Annotated in this window: 15 protein-coding genes; 1 reads left to right on the top strand and 14 read right to left on the bottom strand. The window is 66.0% G+C overall.

Annotated elements, in window-relative coordinates; translation table 11 throughout:
- The first annotated feature begins 12 nt into the window (after positions 1-12).
- Positions 13-336, top strand: coding sequence for a ferredoxin FdxA (gene fdxA / locus CXK94_RS04070; protein ID WP_037023371.1), 324 nt, complete (start codon positions 13-15; stop codon positions 334-336).
- Between the two features lie 75 nt (positions 337-411).
- On the opposite strand, the gene CXK94_RS04065 is transcribed toward fdxA, so the two are convergent.
- From CXK94_RS04065 to urtA, 14 genes are all read right to left on the bottom strand, one after another.
- Positions 412-603: a CsbD family protein gene (locus CXK94_RS04065; RefSeq protein ID WP_102893389.1), complete on the bottom strand. Its 192-nt coding sequence runs from the start codon at positions 601-603 to the stop codon at positions 412-414.
- An 86-nt stretch (positions 604-689) separates the two neighbouring features.
- Positions 690-1679: a lysylphosphatidylglycerol synthase transmembrane domain-containing protein gene (locus CXK94_RS04060; RefSeq protein WP_102893388.1), complete on the bottom strand. Its 990-nt coding sequence runs from the start codon at positions 1677-1679 to the stop codon at positions 690-692.
- On the bottom strand, positions 1676-2437 hold the full coding sequence (locus CXK94_RS04055; protein ID WP_102893387.1) for a DUF2334 domain-containing protein: 762 nt from the start codon (positions 2435-2437) through the stop codon (positions 1676-1678). The genes CXK94_RS04060 and CXK94_RS04055 overlap by 4 nt, the downstream gene beginning before the upstream one ends.
- On the bottom strand, positions 2430-3545 hold the full coding sequence (locus tag CXK94_RS04050) for a glycosyltransferase family 4 protein (RefSeq protein ID WP_037037673.1): 1116 nt from the start codon (positions 3543-3545) through the stop codon (positions 2430-2432). Before CXK94_RS04050 ends, CXK94_RS04055 begins: the two co-directional genes overlap by 8 nt.
- A gap of 141 nt (positions 3546-3686) precedes the next feature.
- Entirely contained in the window at positions 3687-4562 is an 876-nt protein-coding gene (locus tag CXK94_RS04045; protein ID WP_102893386.1) for a YihY/virulence factor BrkB family protein, read from the bottom strand.
- Positions 4563-4664: 102 nt separating this feature from the next.
- Positions 4665-5702, bottom strand: coding sequence for an AAA family ATPase (locus tag CXK94_RS04040; protein ID WP_102893385.1), 1038 nt, complete (start codon positions 5700-5702; stop codon positions 4665-4667).
- Positions 5703-5781: 79 nt separating this feature from the next.
- Complete coding sequence (locus CXK94_RS04035) at positions 5782-6822, bottom strand: aliphatic amidase (protein WP_102893384.1); 1041 nt, start codon at positions 6820-6822, stop codon at positions 5782-5784.
- Between the two features lie 142 nt (positions 6823-6964).
- On the bottom strand, positions 6965-7312 hold the full coding sequence (locus CXK94_RS04030; protein ID WP_102893383.1) for an FmdB family zinc ribbon protein: 348 nt from the start codon (positions 7310-7312) through the stop codon (positions 6965-6967).
- Positions 7313-7398: 86 nt separating this feature from the next.
- Positions 7399-8628 carry a formamidase gene (gene fmdA, locus CXK94_RS04025; RefSeq protein ID WP_037037669.1) on the bottom strand — a complete coding sequence of 410 codons (1230 nt, stop codon included), beginning with the start codon at positions 8626-8628 and terminating at the stop codon, positions 7399-7401.
- Positions 8629-8836: 208 nt separating this feature from the next.
- Complete coding sequence (gene urtE / locus CXK94_RS04020) at positions 8837-9526, bottom strand: urea ABC transporter ATP-binding subunit UrtE (protein ID WP_037037668.1); 690 nt, start codon at positions 9524-9526, stop codon at positions 8837-8839.
- Positions 9527-9659: 133 nt separating this feature from the next.
- Positions 9660-10412 carry an urea ABC transporter ATP-binding protein UrtD gene (urtD, locus tag CXK94_RS04015; protein WP_102893382.1) on the bottom strand — a complete coding sequence of 251 codons (753 nt, stop codon included), beginning with the start codon at positions 10410-10412 and terminating at the stop codon, positions 9660-9662.
- Positions 10409-11605, bottom strand: coding sequence for an urea ABC transporter permease subunit UrtC (urtC, locus tag CXK94_RS04010; protein WP_102893381.1), 1197 nt, complete (start codon positions 11603-11605; stop codon positions 10409-10411). The genes urtD and urtC overlap by 4 nt, the downstream gene beginning before the upstream one ends.
- A gap of 46 nt (positions 11606-11651) precedes the next feature.
- The gene (urtB, locus tag CXK94_RS04005) at positions 11652-12569 is read right to left on the bottom strand and encodes an urea ABC transporter permease subunit UrtB (protein WP_102893380.1); all 918 of its coding nucleotides are present in this window, start codon (positions 12567-12569) and stop codon (positions 11652-11654) included.
- A gap of 102 nt (positions 12570-12671) precedes the next feature.
- A complete protein-coding gene (urtA, locus tag CXK94_RS04000) occupies positions 12672-13832 on the bottom strand; it encodes an urea ABC transporter substrate-binding protein (RefSeq protein ID WP_423835236.1) in 1161 nt (386 codons plus the stop codon).
- Positions 13833-14169: the final 337 nt, after the last annotated feature.

Below are 14169 nucleotides of genomic sequence, written 5' to 3'. Positions count from 1 at the left end.
AGATAGCTAGACATGACCTTCGTCGTCACCGACAACTGCATCAAGTGCAAATACACCGACTGCGTGGAAGTCTGCCCGGTGGACTGCTTCTACGAAGGCCCGAACTTCCTGGTGATCCACCCGGACGAGTGCATCGACTGCGCCCTCTGCGAGCCGGAGTGCCCGGCCCAGGCGATCTTCTCCGAGGACGAGGTGCCCGACGACCAGCAGGAATACATCGAGCTGAACGCCGACCTCGCCGAGGTCTGGCCGAACATCACCGAGAAGAAGGATGCGCTGCCGGACGCCGAGGAATGGGACGGCGTGAAGGACAAGTTGCAGTACCTGGAGCGCTGATCCTTCAGCCCGGCCAGCCACGCAGAAATGCCCGCAGCGATGCGGGCATTTTCGTTTGCGCAGCCGACAGCGGCCTCAGGTCCTGTCGATTCCCCGTTTCAGGGCATCCTTCACCTCGCCCTTGACCTGCTGGGCTTCGCCCTTGATCTCCTGGCGCTGGCCTTCGCCCTTCAGGCGCTGGTTGTCCGTCGCTTCGCCCACGCCCTGCTTGATCTTGCCGACGGCTTCGTTGGCGTTGCCCTTGATCTTGTCTTCGCTGCCGCTCATGACGGTCCCCTTCTGTTTTTATCGATGGCATGGGAGTGGACCGGGCGGGCGCAGCGATGGTTTCTCCCGGCCATCGGATCGCTGGTTCAGGCCTGCCGTGCGCGCAGCAGGCGGCGGAGCAAGGGCCGGCCGGCCAGGTGCAGGAACACCGGCGCACCGACGATCAGGTAGAAGTAATAGGTCACGAAGCGCCAGATCAGGATCGCCGCGGCAGTGGCCGACTTGCCCACCATCGGTGTCAGCAGCGCCGCCGACGCCAGCTCGGCACTGCCGGCGCCGCCCGGCAGGAGACTGAGCTGGCCGGCCGTCAGCGCCAGCAGCTGCACCAGGAAGGTCCATGCCCAGGCGATCTCGCTGCCCAACCCCCGCAACGTCAGGTAGAGCACGCTGTAGCGCAGCAACCAATGTGCAATGGTCAGGCCGAACACCGCCAGCAGGATCCGGCGCGGCAGGCGGAAGCAGTCGACCAGCGCATTGCGGAAGCCCAGCAGCTTGCGCGCCCAGCGGCGCTTGCGCGAGGCCTGCACGCCCAGGCGGGTGACCAGCCAGCCGTTGAGCAGGAACACCTGGCGATGGAAGCGCCCGAGCAGCGCCAGCAGCACCATCACCCCGATCAGCAGCGCCGCGCTGAAGCCCAGCAGGCTGGCCATGTAGGCGTTCAGCGCGTGGGTCAGCGCATAGAACAGTACGCCGACCAGCGCACAGGCGAAGAACAGCAGGTCGCTCAGTTGCTCGACCGCATAGGTCGCCGTCCCTCTCGCCGGTGCCACGCCCTGGCGCATCAGCAGGGCCATCAAGGTCAATGGCCCGCCGGCGCCGCCCGGCGTGGCGCAGATGGCGAACTCGGTGGCGATGACGATACCGAACGCACGCCGCTGCCCCAGCCTGCGTCGCCCCAGCAACAACCGCAGGCGCAGGGCATTGAGATACCAGCCCAGCAGGATCATGCCGAGCATGATCGCCAACAGGCTGGCCGGGAAGCGCCCCAGCCGCTCGAACAGGCCGGTGCCGCCCAGCAGCAGCGGAACCAGCGCCGCGGCGAACAGTGCGCCCAGCAGCCACCAGCGACGGTTCATGCCGCCGGACTCGACGGCGCGTAGCGGCGCAACCAGTCGACCTTGGTGGTCGGCTGCCGGCCTTCCTGCAGCAGGCGCTGCAGCACGGCCAGCCAGTAGTCCCGGGAAAACCCATGGCGCATGTCCACCGGGTGCAGCCCCAGGCGCAGCAGCGGCGCCTGGCGCTGCTGGCGCCGCTGCCCCTCGCTGACCAGCCAGGACAGACCGCGACGCCAGGCACTGCGTGCACTCCAGACCAGCCCCGGCGCCACGATGGGCGTGAAGTCCGGCAGCAGGTAGAAATGCCGCGGGTCGCTGGTGTACAGCAGCCCGCTGCCGGCCAGCGCACGGCGGGTGCCCGGGCTCATCAGCCAGGCCGGCGCGACGAAGCCGTGCAGCGGCCAACCGTAGTGACGGAACAATGCCAGCCCCTGCCCCAGCCGCTCGCGCGCGGCATCCTCGTCCAGCGAATAGAACTCGCCTTCATGGGTGTAGACCCGGCGCATGAACCAGTCCTTCGGCGTGCGTGGCGGCGCTGCCTGATCGGCGTGATAGCAGCCGTGCAGCACCAGTTCATCGCCACGAGCCAGGCGCCCGTCGAGCAGGCGGCGGAATGCCGGATGTGCCCGCAGCGGGTTGCGGTTATGGAAATCCGGCACCACCAGCCAAGTCATGGGCACGCCGCCGATCGCATCCACCGCCTCGACGAACGGCCGGTAGTCCGCCCAGGTTTCCGGCGCCACGTCGTGCAACACCAGCATCAGCGCGCGTTCAGACATTCAAGGCGACCGGCAGATCGGCGGTGCCGAGCACCGCGTGATAATGCGCGAGCAGCCCGGCGACCACCGCATCCCAGGCATGGTGCGCCTCCACGTGCTGACGGGCCTGCAGGCCGAGCATGCGCGGGCCGACCTCGAACAGCTCGCGCACGGCCCGGGCCATGGCATGCGCATCCAGCGGCCGGCACAGCCGCCCGCTGTGGAAGGGCACCAGTTCGGGGAGCGCGCCGGCGCGCGCCGCCACCACCGGAATACCGCAGGCCATCGCCTCCAGCACCACCAGGCCGAAGGTTTCCTGGTTGCCGGCATGCAGCAGCACATCGCTGCTGGCCAGCAAGCGTGCCACCTCGCTGGCGGGACAGAAGCGGTCGATCACCGTCACGTTGTCCGGCACCCGGTGCGGCATGCTCGAGCCCACCAGCAGCAAGTGATAGGGCTTGCCCAGCTGGCGCGCGGTGTCCAGCAGGACATGCAGGTTCTTTTCCCGCGAGCCGCGGCCGGCGAAGATCATCAGCCGTGTATCGTCCGCCAGCCCCAGCTCGGCGCGCAGGCCGGGCGCCCGGCGGCCGGGCTGGAAGGTGTCGAGGTCCACCCCCAGCGGCTGCACGAAGACGTTGTTCACCCCCAGCTCGATGAGCTTGTCGGCCATCACCTGGCTGGGCGCGAGTACGCGGTCGAAGCTGCCGTACAGCCGCGAGACGTAGCCGTTCAGGTTGGTCCCCAGCCAGTGGCCAATCCGGTTGCTGACCAACAGCGGCAGGTCCGAATGATAGAAACCGATCACCGGCACATCCAGCCGGCGCCCAGCATCCAGCGCGGCCCAGGCGGTCATGTACGGGTCGCCGACCTCGATCAGGTCGGGGCGTAGCGAGCGCAGCAGATTGCGCCAGGGCGCACGGCGCACCGGGAAACGGTAGCCCTTGCCGAACGGCAGCACCGGCGCGGGCACCTGGTAGACGCCGTTGTTGTGGCCATAGCAGCTGCCCGGCACCAGGATGCTGTGCCGAACGCCCGGGTAGAACTGAAGTCGACGGTGCTTCGCCTCGAGGTAGGTGCGCACGCCACCGCTGGCGGGTGCGTAGAACATGGTCATATCGGCAATATGCAAGATGCAGCGTCTCCGTTCGGTCCTCTGCGGGCCTGCGTAGCGTCCGGGCGCCGCACCGGTCGGTCCCACGCGAAGAACCCTGTATTGCAATAAATGACCGTTAGGCTGGAGAGTCGTTCGCGCCGCCGGGCCAGTAAGACCTTAGGAGTCGAGGCGCTTGTCGCCGGGGTCCTTGCCCTCGGCCGAGGCATGCTCGATCACCGCGTTGAGTTCGGCGCCGAGCAACAGCACCGCGGCGGAGATGTAGAAATACAGCAGCAACACGATGATTGCCCCGATACTGCCGTAGGTCGCGTCGTAATTACCGAAGTTCTGCACATAGATGCCGAAGCCGACCGAGGCGACGATCCATACGATCACCGCCAGCACCGAGCCCGGCGTGATGAAACGGAACTCCTGCTCGACGTCCGGCGCGACGTAGTACAGCACCGCCACCACCAGCATCATCAGCAATACCGCGATCGGCCAGCGCAGCCAGCTCCATAGCAGCACCACGACGTCTTTCAGCCCGACCTGCTCGGCCAGCCAGCTGATCACCTGCGGTCCGATCACCATCAGGCCGGCGGCCAGCAGCAGCATGACCGCGATGCCGACGGTGTAGACGAGCGACAACAGGGCCAGCTTCCAGCTCGGGCGACCTTCCTGTACGTCGTAGGCCTTGTTCATCGCATTCATCAGCGAGCGCACACCCACCGAAGCCGTCCACAGCGCGACCAGGATACCGATGGAGAGCAGGCCGCCCTTCTGCTCCTGCAACTGGTCGATGACCGGGTTGACCTGATCCAGTGCCACCGGCGGCAGCACCAGCGAGGCCTGCTCGCGCAGCCAGGCGAAGAACTCCGGCAAGTGCAGGAAGCCCAGCAGGGCCATGAGGAAGAGCAGGAAGGGAAACAGCGAGAACAACGCCCGATAGGCCAGCGCCGAGGCGTAGGTGGACATGTCGTCGTTGCTGAACTCCTTGAAGGTGCGCTTGAGCAGGGTCAGCGCTCCGACCCCGCGCGTATCCAGGATTGCCATGCCTTCCCCCAACCGGAACAGAACTGTCTGAATTGGGACGATGGCGCCGTGCAAGAGTTCGGCAGGTGTCGGGCGCGGGAGGCTCGGTGCGACGACCCCGGATCAGCGCAGCGCGACGACGCGCAACTGCTCGGCGAACACCTCGGCCGTGAAGCGCCGGCAGTCGGGATTGTCCAGCATGGCCTGCGCCAGCGCCGGTTCCAGCTGGGTCCGCAACCGGCGCGCCAGGTCGCGCGCGCCGAAACGGGCGTCGTGGCCGCTACACAGCCAGTCCCGCGCCGGGGTGCTGACGAACAGCTCGCAGCGGGCCTTGCGCAACCGCTGGCCGAGCTTGCCGAGTTCGATGTCCAGCAGCGCCTGCAGCCATTGCCCATCGATCCGCTCGAAGGCCAGGATGCGGTCGATCCGGTTGAGGAATTCCGGCTCGAAATGCCGGTGCAAGGCCCGCTCCAGCAGCGTGCCCTCGCCTCGCGGCCGCAGGCGCAGCGCGCGGCGCCAGCCCCGCTGGAAGCGCGAGCGGTACTCGGCGGCGTCCTGCGCGCCGATATTGCTGGTCATGAAGACCAGGCTGTTGCGAAAGTCGATGCGCCGCGTGCCGGCGGCGAGCGTCAGCTGGCCGCTGTCGAGCACGTTGAGCAGGCTGCGCACCACTTCCCGGCTGGCCTTCTCCAGCTCGTCGAAGAGGACGATGCCCGGCCGGCCGAAGCTGCCGGCGATGGCCTCGACATCGAACAGCGTGGTGCCCTCCTTGCTACCGACGTAGCCCGGTGGCGCGCCGGTGAGCGCGGCGGCGTAATGTTCCTGGGCCAGGGTATTCATGTCGATGCGGCAGAAGGCGTCCGGCCGGCCATGGATGGCCTGCGCCAGCAGCCGCACGATCTCGGTCTTGCCGACCCCGGTGGGCCCCATGAACAGGTTGACCGCCAGCGGCCGCTCGGGGTCTCCGATATCGGCCTTGACCACCTTGAGCATCGCTTCGACCTGCGCCAGCACGGCGTCCTGGCCGACGATACGTGCGCGCAGCGATGCCATCACCACATCCGGCTCGAACAGGAAGCGCGACGGCTGCAGCCTGGCCGCCACGTCCTGATCGGCCAGGCGCTCGCGGTTGTGCTCGATCAAATCGTTGACGAAGGGCATGGCGTTCCTTCCGTAAACCTCAAGAGCATCGCCGGCAAGCCGGCTCCTACAGAAAACCGGGCCTGCCGGCGGGCACAGGTCAGCCAGCCGCCTTTTCCTTACCCGGATGCGGCAGCTCGTATACCGGGCAATCGGCGACGCCGACGGTCCGGCGGGTGAGTTTCTCCACATCCTCCCGGGCCTTCTCGGCATCCAGCACCCAGGTGCGGTAGAACTCGAACGGGCAGTCGGCCACGCCCCGGTCGCCGTCGCCGGAGTTGTAGACGCCGGTGTAGCCGCGATGCAGCAGCTTGAACAGGTGGTTCTGCGACTGATCGTTGGCGCGGGCGTCGCGGATCTGCGAGATGGACAGCTGGGCGTACTGGATGCCCATTTCCTCCTCGCCGCATTCGCCCAGGGTACGGCCGTCGAAGCCGATGATCGCCGAGTGGCCGAAGTAGCTGTACACGCCGTCGAAGCCGGCGGCGTTGGCCACCGCCACGTAGCAGTTGTTGGCCCAGGCCATGGTCTTGGACATCAGCACCTGCTGCTCCTTGGCCGGGTACATGTAGCCCTGGCAGCGCACGATCAGCTCGGCGCCCTTCATCGCGCAGTCGCGCCAGATCTCCGGATAGTTGCCGTCGTCGCAGATGATCAGGCTGATCTTCATGCCCTTCGGGCCTTCGGTCACATAGGTGCGGTCGCCCGGGTACCAGCCCTCGATCGGGCACCAGGGGATGCACTTGCGGTACTTCTGCACGATCTCGCCCGCATCGTTTATCAGCACCAGGGTGTTGTAGGGCGCCTTGGCCGGGTCTTCGTTGCGTTCGCCAGTCAGCGAGAAGATGCCCCAGGTCCTGGCCTCGCGGCAGGCGGCGGAGAAGATCGCGGTCTCCTCGCCGGGGATGGTGGTGGCGGTCTCCATCATCTCGCCGGGGTCGTACATGATGCCCATGGTGCTGTACTCGGGGAACACCACCAGGTCCATGCCCGGCAGGCCGAGCTTCATGCCCTTGATCATCTCGGCGATCTTGCGGGCGTTATCGAGCACTTCGGTCCTGGTGTGCAGGCGCGGCATCTTGTAGTTGACGACGGCGACGCCGACGGTATCGGGACTGCTGGAAATATCTCCGTGACGCATGGTGGGTCTCCGTTTGGTTCGGTTTGGCTCGCGGGCGGGCTCTCGGTGGAAAAGGCTTCGCCGTTTTCCACCCTACGCCGGAGGGCTTGACAACGTAGGGTGGAAATCCGCGTAGCGATTTCCACGCTGCTGGAAACAATGGTTAGTGGCTGATCATCCACGGCCGCGCCGAGGGGCTGGCTTTCAGCCCGTGCGGGTTGGCCTTGGTCGGTGTGTTCGGCTTGCTCGGCCCGCAGCAGCTGCAGCCGGCGCCGTGCTTGCGGTTGGCCTTGTATTCGGCCAGCGACTGCGGCGCATGGGCGCTGCGCTCGTTGGTCTCGATGGCGCGGCGTTGGCTGCCGGCCATGGTCGCCAGGCCGGGTGCACTGAGGATCACCCGCCGCGCCTCGCCGCCGCAGGCCGGGCAGGCGCACGGCTGGTCGCGGTCGGCCATGAGCCGCAGCATGGTGAAATCGCCGCAGGCGGCGCAATCGTATTCGTAGATGGGCATGCTGATCGTCCTCTCGGCAACGTAGGTTGGGTCGGCTTAGTCCGCCCGTTGGGCTTCGCTTTCGCTCAACCCAACCCACGTTCCGGTCATTTGTCGTATGCGATGGGCATGTCGATGCTGCCGTCGAGGTGCTTGATCGGGCCGGCGGCGCTGGGGTTGATGTCGAACTCGAAGATATCGGTCGGCAGCCACAGCGTGGCGCAGGCGTTGGGGATGTCGACCACGCCGCTGATGTGCCCCTGCACCGGCGCCGAGCCGAGCAGCGAGTAGCCCTGGGCACCGGAATAGCCGAACTTCTTCAGGTACTCGATGGCATTCAGGCAGGCCTGCTGGTAGGCCAGGTTGACGTCCAGGTAGGCCTGCTTGCCGCTGTCGTCCACCGAGATGCCTTCGAAGATCAGGTAGTTGTTGTAGGTGGGCACGATCGGGCTGGGCTTGAAGATCGGGTTCTTGATGCCGTACTTGGCCATGCCGCCCTTGATCAGCTCGACCTTCATGTGCACCCAGCCGGCCATCTCGATGGCGCCGCAGAAGGTGATCTCGCCGTCGCCCTGGCTGAAGTGCAGGTCGCCCACCGACAACCCGGCACCGTCGACGTAGACCGGGAAGAAGATCTTCGAGCCGCGCGACAGGTCCTTGATGTCGCAGTTGCCGCCGTGCTCGCGCGGCGGCACGGTGCGCGCGCCCTCGGCGGCGATCTTGTCGCGCAGCGCGCCGGAGGCCTTGCCGGCGTGGGCGGTGGCGGCGAACGGCGGGTTGGCCAGCGGCGGCACGCGGGTCGGGTTGGTGTCGATCAGCGCCTGCTCGCGCTCGTTCCAGGCCGACAGCAGCTTGGGGTCGGGCAGGCAGCCGATCAGCCCGGGGTGGATCAGGCCGGCGAAGCGCACGCCGGGAATGTGCCGGCTCTTGGTGAACATGCCCTCGAAGTCCCAGATGGACTTCTGCGCCGCAGGGAAATAATCGGTGAGGAAACCGCCGCCGTTGGTCTTCGAGAAGAAGCCGTTGAAGCCCCACAGCGAGTCCTGCTTGGCGCCGATGTCGAGCAGGTCGACCACCAGCAGGTCGCCCGGCTCGGCGCCCTTCACGCCCACCGGGCCGGACAGGTAGTGCACGGTGGACAGATCCACGTCGCGCACGTCGCTGGCGTCGTCGTCGTTCTTGATCGCGCCGCCGGTCCAGTCGTAGGTCTCGAGGATGAAATCATCACCCGGGTTCACCCAGCAGGCCATGGGAATGTCCGGGTGCCAGCGGTTGTGGATCTGTTCGTTCTCGGGGGCGGGCTGGTTCAAATCGACCTTGATCAGGGTATCGGTCATGACGAAGCTCCTGGGACGTGGATGGAAATCAGCGTTGCGCTGAACACGGGAACTAGTCTTCGCCGTCCTCGGTATTTGCGAAATACGTTGGATGACGTAGGGCAGCGGCAAGCTGTAAACGGCGAGAAAGACAAAAGCCGAGGCCCTGCGGTTGCGCAGTACCTCGGCTCTCGCTTGTAGCGTGCGGCTTGAAGCTTGCGGCTGCTGTTCAGACCGACAGATAGCGGCTGATGGTCGCCTCATCGGCATTGGCCGCGCTTTCCTCGAGCACGAAGCGGCCCTTCTCGATCACCAGGAAGCGGTCGGCGATCTCCATGGTGAAGGACAGCACCTGCTCGGACACCACGATGGTCAGGTCGCGCAAGTTGCGGATTTCCTTCAGCGTGCGGGCGATGTCCTTGATGATCGACGGCTGGATGCCCTCGGTGGGCTCGTCCAGCAGCAGCACCTTGGGATTGGTCGCCAGCGCGCGGGCGATGGCCAGCTGTTGCTGCTGGCCGCCGGAGAGGTTGCCGCCCTTGCGCTTGCGCATCTCGTGCAGCACCGGGAACAGCGCGTAGAGGTCCTCCGGCACCTGGCCGCCGGCCGAGGCCGGCAGGCCGGTCTGGATGTTTTCCAGCACGGTCATGCTGGGGAAGATCATCCGCCCCTGGGGCACGTAGGCGACGCCGCTGGCCACCCGCTGGTGGGTCTCCAGCCCGGCGACCTCCTGGCCGTCGACCTTCACGCTGCCGGCCATCTGCGGCACGATGCCCATCAGGGTCTTGAACAGCGTGGTCTTGCCCATGCCGTTGCGGCCCATGACCGCGACGATTTCCTGCTTGTCGACCTTCAGCTCGAGGTCGTGAAGGATCTGGCTCTGGCCGTAGCCGGAGGCGAGATTGCTGATCTGGAACATGCTGAACTCCTTTTTTGTGCCTGTTGGGCGACACGCGTGGACATGCCTGCGGCGATGTCCACCCTACGGTTGGCCCGGCGTAGGGTGGATAACCGCGAAGCGTTATCCACGCGTTGCCAGGGCCCGCACCGCCTCAATGCCCCAGGTACACCTCGATCACCTTGGGATTGCTCTGCACCGCCTCCATGCTGCCCTCGGCCAGGACCTTGCCCTGGTGCAGCACCGTGACCTTGTGCGCGATGCTCTTGACGAACTCCATGTCGTGCTCGATCACCAGCACCGAGCGGCCCTGGCTGATGCGCTTGAGCAGCTCGGCGGTCTGCGCCCGCTCGCTGACGCTCATGCCCGCCACAGGTTCGTCGAGCATCAGCAGCGCCGGGTCCTGCATCAGCAGCATGCCGATCTCCAGCCACTGCTTCTGCCCGTGGGAGAGCAGCCCGGCCTCGTCGTGCAACTGGTTGGCCAGGCCGATTTCCGCGGCGATCTCCTCGACCCGCGCCACCACCTCGGCGCTGCGCTTGAAGAACAGCGCGCCGAACACCTTGCGCCCGGCCGGGTAGGACATTTCCAGGTTCTCGAACACGCTGAGGTTCTCGTAGATCGAGGGATTCTGGAACTTGCGCCCGACCCCGGCGCGGACGATGTCGAACTCCTTCATCTTCGTCAGCTCGCGGCCGTCGAACTGGATCGAGCCACCGCTGGCCTTGGTCTTGCCGCAGATCAGGTCGAGCACCGTGGTCTTGCCAGCGCCGTTGGGGCCGATCACCACGCGCACCTCGTTGCGGTCCAGGTAGAGATTGAGGTCGTCGACCGCCTTGAAGCCGTCGAAGGAAACCGTCAGGCCTTCGATGGCCAGCACCGGTTTGGGCATCTGAAATCCACTCATGGGGTGCTCTCCAGTTGCTTGGCGGGAACCGCATCGATCATTCCGGCGCCCAAGGTCGACTGCTGCTCGACGGGTTGCGCCGTCGCTGGTCGCCGCCGGTCCGGCAGGCGCAAGCGCGCCAGCCACTTGCGGCCATGGCTCTGCCAGAGACCAGCCAGGCCGTTGGGGAAGTACATGACCACGGCGATGAACAGCCCGCCCATGAAGTACAGCCACAGCTCCGGGAAGCTCTCGGAGAACACCGTCTTGCCGTAGTTCACCAGCAGCGCGCCGTACACCGCGCCAAGCAGCGACATGCGCCCACCAACGGCGGCGAAGATGACCATCTCGATCGACGGCACGATGCCGACGAAGCTCGGCGACATGAAGCCCACCTGCAGGGTGAACATCGCCCCGCCGATGGCCGAGAAGCTCGCCGCCACGCAGAACACGAAGATCTTGAAGCTGGCCACGTCGTAGCCGGAGAAACGCACCCGCTCCTCCTTGTCGCGCATGGCCATCAGCAGGCGGCCGAGCTTGGAGGCGAGGATGAAGCGGCCGAGCAGGATGCAGCCCAGCAGCAGCGCGGCGTTGACGAAGTAGAGGATGGTCTTCGCCTCGTGGCTGCGGATGTCCCAGCCGAGCAGGGTCTTCAGGTCGGTGATGCCGTTGACCCCGCCGGTCAGGCCCTGCTGGCCGATGATCAGGATGGTCAGGATCGCCGCGATGGCCTGGGTGACGATGGAGAAGTACACGTCGCCCACGCGGCGCTTGAACATCGCCATGCCGATGATCAGCGCGAGGATCGCCGGCACCGCCACCACCGCGACCAGGGTGAAGCCGAAGCTCTGGAACGGTTGCCAGAACAACGGCAGCTCGGTGAGCTGGTTCCAGTCCATGAAGTCCGGAATGCCGGGCGTGGACTGGATGCGGGTGCTCTCCGGGTCCGACGCCTCGAGCTTGAGGAACATCGCCATGCAGTAGCCGCCGAGGCCGAAGAAGATGCCCTGGCCGAGGCTGAGAATGCCGCCATAGCCCCAGCACAGCACCAGCCCCACGGCGACGAAGGCGTAGGTCAGGTACTTGCCGACCATGTTCAGGCGGAAGGCATCCAGCACCAGCGGGAACACCACCAGAATCAGCGCGGCGAGGATCAGCAGGCCGATGCCCCCCTGCTTGCCGCCGAGGAATTTATCGAGTGTCGTCGTCTTCATGCCCTGGTCCTCACGTCGTTCGCCATCCCCACAAGAAAACAGCCCATCATTTGCGCACCTTGATCGAGAACAGCCCCTGCGGGCGCAGCATCAGGATCAGGATCACCGCCGACAGGGTCAGCACCTTGGCCATCGAGCCGCTGATGAAGAACTCGGCGATCGATTGCGTCTGGGCGATGGAGAACGCCGAGGCGATAGTGCCAAACAGGCTGGCGGCGCCGCCGAAGACCACCACCAGGAAGGTGTCGACGATGTACAGCGAGCCGGAGGTCGGCCCGGTCGAGCCGATGGTGGTGAAGGCCGCGCCAGCGACCCCGGCCACGCCGCAGCCGAGGGCGAAGGTCATGCGGTCGACCTTCTTCGTGTTGATCCCCACCGCGCGGCTCATCACCCGGTTCTGCACCGTGGCGCGCACCTGCAGGCCCCAGCGCGAGCGGTACAGCAGGAAGAAGATCGCCGCGGTCAGCAGCAGCGTCACGGCCATCACGAACAGGCCGTTGCGCGGAATGTCGATGGCGTCGGTGGGGTTGAACGAGCCCATCAGCCAGTCCGGCATGCTGGCGCTGACCTCGCGCGCGCCGAAGATCGAGCGAAACGCCTGCTGCATCACCAGCGACAGCCCCCAGGTGGCCAGCAGCGTGTCCAGCGGGCGCTGGTAGAGCTTGCTGATCAGTGCCCATTCGGCCAGCCAGCCCAGCGCCCCGGCGATGACGAAGGACAGCACGATGGCGACGAAGAAGTAGTAGGGCTGCAGCTCGGGCATATATTTGAGCGTCAGCACCGAGACGAGATAGGTGGTGTAGGCGCCGACGGTGAGGAACTCGCCGTGGGCCATGTTGATCACCCCCATCTGGCCGAAGATGATCGCCAGGCCGAGCGCCATCAGCAGCAGCACGCAGAACACCGACAGCCCGTTGAAGCCCTGCATGGCCGCGATGGCACCGAACTCCGTTAGCCATTCCATGATGGTCTCCTGAATCGTAAGAGAAGGCCGCAAGCCGAAAGCTGGAAGCTAAGAGCAGATTGCTTTTGCTTCCAGCTTCAGGCTTTCCGCTTCAAGCTGCCGTTACTGATAGCCCTTCGGGAACGGGTTGGGTTCGATCAGATCGGACTCGTAGACCACCTGGAACTGGCCGTCGGCCTGCACCTGGCCGATGCGGGTCTTGCTCCACAGGTGATGGTTCTCGTGCACCTTGACGTAGCCTTCGGGAGCGGTGTTCAGCTCGATGTCCCTGGAGGCGGCGACCACCTTGTCGACGTCGAAGCTGCCGGCCTTCTCCACCGCGGCCTTCCACAGCCAGGGGCCGAGGTAGGCGGCCTGGGTCACGTCGCCGATCACCGCGTCGCTGCCGTACTTGGCCTTGAAGGCCTTGACGAATTCGGCGTTGTTCGGGTTGTCCAGACTCTGGAAGTACTTCATCGAGGCGTAGAAGCCGGCCATGTTCTCGCCGCCGATGCCCAGCAGCTCGTCCTCGGTGACCGACAGGGTCAGCAGGGTCTGCTTGTCCGCGGTGATGCCGGCGGCCTTGAGCTGCTTGTAGAAGGCGACGTTGGAGCCGCCGACCACCGCGGCGAAGATCACGTCGGGCTTCTTCAGCTTGATCTTGTTGGTCAGCGAGCCGAACTGGGTGTTGCCCAGCGGGTAGTACTCCTCGCCCACCACCTTGCCGCCGAGCACGTTCTCGATGTGCTTGCGGGCGATCTTCATCGAGGTGCGCGGCCAGATGTAGTCCGAGCCGAGCAGGTAGAAGGTCTTGGCGCCCTTCTCCTTGGCGACCCAGTCGAGCCCGGCGAGGATCTGCTGGGTCGCCTCCTGGCCGGTGTAGACGACGTTCTTCGACTGCTCCAGTCCTTCATAGAAGGTCGGGTAGTAGAGCAGGCCGTTCTCGCGCTCGAAGATCGGCAGCACCGCCTTGCGCGAGGCCGAGGTCCAGCAGCCGAACACCGCGGCGACCTTGTCGCGTTCCAGCAGCTTCTTGGCCTTCTCGGCGAAGGTCGGCCAGTCGGAGGCGCCGTCTTCCTGGATCACCTTGATCTGCCGGCCGAGGATGCCGCCCGCGGCGTTGATCTGCTCGATGGCCAGGCGCTCGGCCTGGATCGAGCCGGTCTCGGAAATGGCCATGGTGCCGGTGGCCGAATGCAGCTGGCCGACCACCACTTCCGTATCGGTGACGGCCAGCCCGGTGGTGTTGACCTCGGCGCTGGCGGTCGAGGCGAAGATGCTCATCGCCAGCAGCGAGAGTGCTGCAGCCCCCTGCGCGAGCCGGCGGGGAAGGCGGCGTGACGAACCCGTCAGTTTTGAATCCATGATGAATGCTCCTGTCTCGGTGGGCCGTGCATGGCTTGCGGCAGCCTCGCGGCTGCGGGCCGGCATCGGGTCGGGAGCAAGAATGGGCTCGGCGGGCGGGCCGGGGTATACGCAGGATGACGTAAAGGGGTACGTCATCTGACGTATCCGCGCCGGAGCGTTGCTGGTGCATCCTTGCGCCCGTATGGAGCACGACCGCGCATGCGCACCTGCCCGCTGCCACGCGGCGGCGGAGCGCCGCTGCGCAGACGTCTGG

It is taken from the genome of Stutzerimonas stutzeri (assembly GCF_002890915.1).
GTDB lineage: Bacteria > Pseudomonadota > Gammaproteobacteria > Pseudomonadales > Pseudomonadaceae > Stutzerimonas > Stutzerimonas stutzeri_AF.
The sequence above is the reverse complement of the archived record's forward strand: the minus strand, read 5'-3'. Positions and strand labels throughout refer to the sequence as shown.